General features: G+C 57.1%; 4 protein-coding genes. All 4 read left to right on the forward strand.

What is annotated here, in order from left to right:
- Window positions 1-410, forward strand: a 410-nt coding sequence (locus VMU57_RS10335) for a hypothetical protein (RefSeq protein WP_325383093.1), incomplete at its 5' end; no start/stop codon positions are given.
- A 10-nt stretch (window positions 411-420) separates the two neighbouring features.
- Window positions 421-870, forward strand: a complete 450-nt coding sequence (locus VMU57_RS10340) for a hypothetical protein (RefSeq protein ID WP_325383095.1) — start codon at window positions 421-423, stop codon at window positions 868-870.
- A 10-nt stretch (window positions 871-880) separates the two neighbouring features.
- The gene (locus VMU57_RS10345; protein ID WP_325383097.1) at window positions 881-1,225 is read left to right on the forward strand and encodes a hypothetical protein; all 345 of its coding nucleotides are present in this window, start codon (window positions 881-883) and stop codon (window positions 1,223-1,225) included.
- 198 nt (window positions 1,226-1,423) lie between these two features.
- Window positions 1,424-3,260 (forward strand): hypothetical protein (locus VMU57_RS10350; protein ID WP_325383099.1); only part of this gene is annotated, 1,837 nt, incomplete at its 3' end.

Raw genomic sequence — 3,260 nt, forward strand, 5'->3', positions numbered from 1 at the left:
GGATCGCCAGCATGGAGACGATCTTCAAGGCCTTCGTCAATCAAATCGTGGTGGCCAAGCTGGTCCCAATACTTGCCGCCTACTTCGTTCTCAAGGCGACGCTTGACGGCGCTGCTGGAGAAAACCCTCTCCCGTCCATCATCGCCGCGCTCTTCTTAATGTCTCTCTCCGCGACCATGCAGCTCATGCAGGGCTGGAACTCGGGGGGACAGTACGCGACTACCGACATGCTTACGTCTCTCTGGAACTACATCGTCGGGCAAATCATGCCCGCGGCGGCGGGATTAGCGTGCGTCGGAGCGGTCATCAATTTTGTCAGGCACAGACCCTGGACAAGGATGGTCTTTGCCGCGATCTCGTTCCTGAGTGTGAGCGGGCTGCTCACACTATTCCAGGCCATGGCGGCTTGAGGAGTAATCGATGAGTCTTGACGGTGCAATCACAAATCTCGCTTCCTGGGCCGGCAACGTCATGATGCCGACGATGGCCGGCATGTTCTTCTCGGCAGCGGTGTATCGCTACAGCAAGAGCGGCCCCTTCGAACACTTTCTTTATGGCGGTTTTGCATCGCTGATGTGCTCCGGCATGCTTCGTGCGCTTGAAGGCTTTGTTCAACATGCGGGTCCAACCAGCGCGGACGGCTTTTGGATGGCAACCATGAGCCTGGTGAACTGGACTGCCAACGTGATTCTGCCCATGTTTGCGTTGACCCAGCTCGCAGCGATGGCTTTGCACATGGGGGGAGTCGTCTCGGAGATATATCCCGGGTCGACTTGGATTCGTAAGTTTATCGCGGCGATAGCCGCCTTGATGGTCTCGGGTATGGTGCGTCTTGCCGAGTCCATGGTTACGCAGGCGCACGGAATCTGAGGAGTATGTCATGAGTCTGGATCTGACACCGGTTCACCGGAACCTTCATACCAAGGTGACGTTCCTCGGCCTCGAATTCGAGGACTTGATTCTGGTGCTCGCCCTCGCGGCCCTCATGAATCTACTTGCGCACTTCGCAGGCAACAATGCACACGTCTTTGGAATACCCCTCAACATTTTTATGGAGTTCGTCGTGCCGGTGCTGGCGGTTCCGTTCCTGATCCTGTTCAAGTACGGCAGGCCCCGCGGTTACTTGACCGACCTCCTGCGCTCGTTTTTCGCCCCGCATGCGTGGTGCGCCCTTGAGCGGGATTCGCAACTGTTAGAGGCTTACGTCGACTGGAAGGAGGAATAGCCATATGCAGGCTTCAATCAAGGCGGAATCGGACGGTACGGTGAACCTGCAACTCGACGCCGAGGCCGCTCAGGCGGTCTTTGCCTGCGTTGTCTTTGCATCACGGTTCCACGAAGGGCTCACGCCTCTCGCAATGCTGGCGGCGGAGAGATTGCACGGTGACGGGGGGCTTCCAGCACAAGGAGGGAGAAGAGAGTTATGCCAATGACGTATGCGGAACACGAAAAGAAACTCAAGGCACCTGCTGTCTGTGAACTGCTCCCTCTGCGGGATCTACCCAACGGCGACAACGTGATGGTGCGCACCAACGGAGCATTCGTCGCTGGATACGAGCTGCGGGGCATTCTGGCCTATTTCGCGACTGACAGTGATCGCAATCAGACCAAGTCGATGCTTGAGGCGCTCTTCCGCAGCGTGCCCGACGTCAGCATGCGCATCCAGTTTCGCTATGAAATCTCCGAGCATCTTGGGGATCTCCTGGACAGCTACGTCGGTCAGCAGCGCGCCGAGCAGTCGGAGGTTATGGCTCTGGATACGCACCGTCTCCGGATGTGGCGGCGCAAGGAAAGCAGCGGCTTCTTTTTCGAGAACAGGCTTCATGTCTATTTCATCTGGGACCCTCGCATCCATGCCAAGCTCTATCATTCTGCACAACAGAACCGGAAGCTAGGCGGGTTCGCCGTAAGCCAGAGAAAGGCGATCCAGCGAACTCGGAAGGAGCATGAGACCTACCTCGCAGAGTTTGAGTCGATTCTCCGGGGCATCGAGGGGTCGATGGAGGCGGCCAACCTCGGTCCCCGGAGACTCTCCACCCAGGAATTGTTCGAAGAGTTGAAGCATTCCCAACATCCGACCAGGCGCGACCACCGGCCCTATGTGCCTGGCGAAGAGCTGTTCGAGTATCGCAGTGCCCGAGAGCAGGCGACTCAATCAAGCATTCTCAATGAAACGGAAACGTATCTCAATATCGATGGGTATCTGTATTCGGTGATCTCTCTCAAAGAGCTGCCGGATGCCACCTTCCCCGGTATGTTGCAGAACTTCTCCACCCTGGGGTTTCCCATCGTCATCAGCGGGCAGGTCGTCATTCCCGATCAGGTCAAGGTTCTCAAAAGTTATAAGAAACGCCTGCAAAAGATGACCGCCGCGCAGAAGGATGCGAACGGAAACTTCAAATCCAACCCTGAAGCGGAAGTAGCGCAGGCCCAACTTATTCAGGTGCAGCGCGACATCATCTCGTCCTCTCTCAAAACGGCGAAGCTAAGCCTTTCGGTTGTAGTCCGCACCTCAGTGCCCGCCGTGACATTCGCCGACCTCGAACGATCCGAGCGCGATCTCGCCAATCGCACACAAGAGGTTCTCAACGCGTTCACGCATATGAACGGCGCGAAGGCCGTAATGGAAACGATCGCCAAACGGCGCATCTTTCTCGGAACGCTGCCAGGCATGGCCGAGGCGGACAAGCGAGACCAGGACATGCTGACCTCGAACGTCGCGGACCTCGTACCGGTGGAAATGCCCTGGACTGGGACGCGGCGCAGTCCTCTCATTCTGTTTGAAACGCCCTACCGCCAGTTGATCCCGTTCTCGATGTTCGATCCGGATCTGTCGGATGCGAATGGTTTGTTGATGGCGAAAAGCGGCGGAGGCAAGACTCTTGCCGCGCAACAGATGCTACTGATGGCAGCTCGAGCGAATCCCTTAATTTCTATCCTCGAACGCGGGGACTCATACCAGCCGCTCGTTGAATTGATGGGCGGCGAGATGATCGAGATGTCGCTCGACAGCGATCAGACCATCAATCCCTGGGATCTTCCAAAAGGGGAGACCAGGCCTTCCAACGATCAGATCTCTTTTCTAAAGAACCTGACACGGCACATGCTCGGGGAGAACACTCCTCCAGACCTGGATATCGTCTTGCTCGACAGCGTTCTTCTCGAGGCAATCACCTCCACGTACAAGCGCTGCGCCGCGAAGACCTCGAATCCCGTGCCGTTGTTTGGGGACCTTGCGGCGGAACTCGCCCACTGGCAAG

Origin of the sequence: Edaphobacter sp., assembly GCF_035532915.1 — a bacterium.
Taxonomy (GTDB): Bacteria; Acidobacteriota; Terriglobia; order Terriglobales; family Acidobacteriaceae; genus Edaphobacter.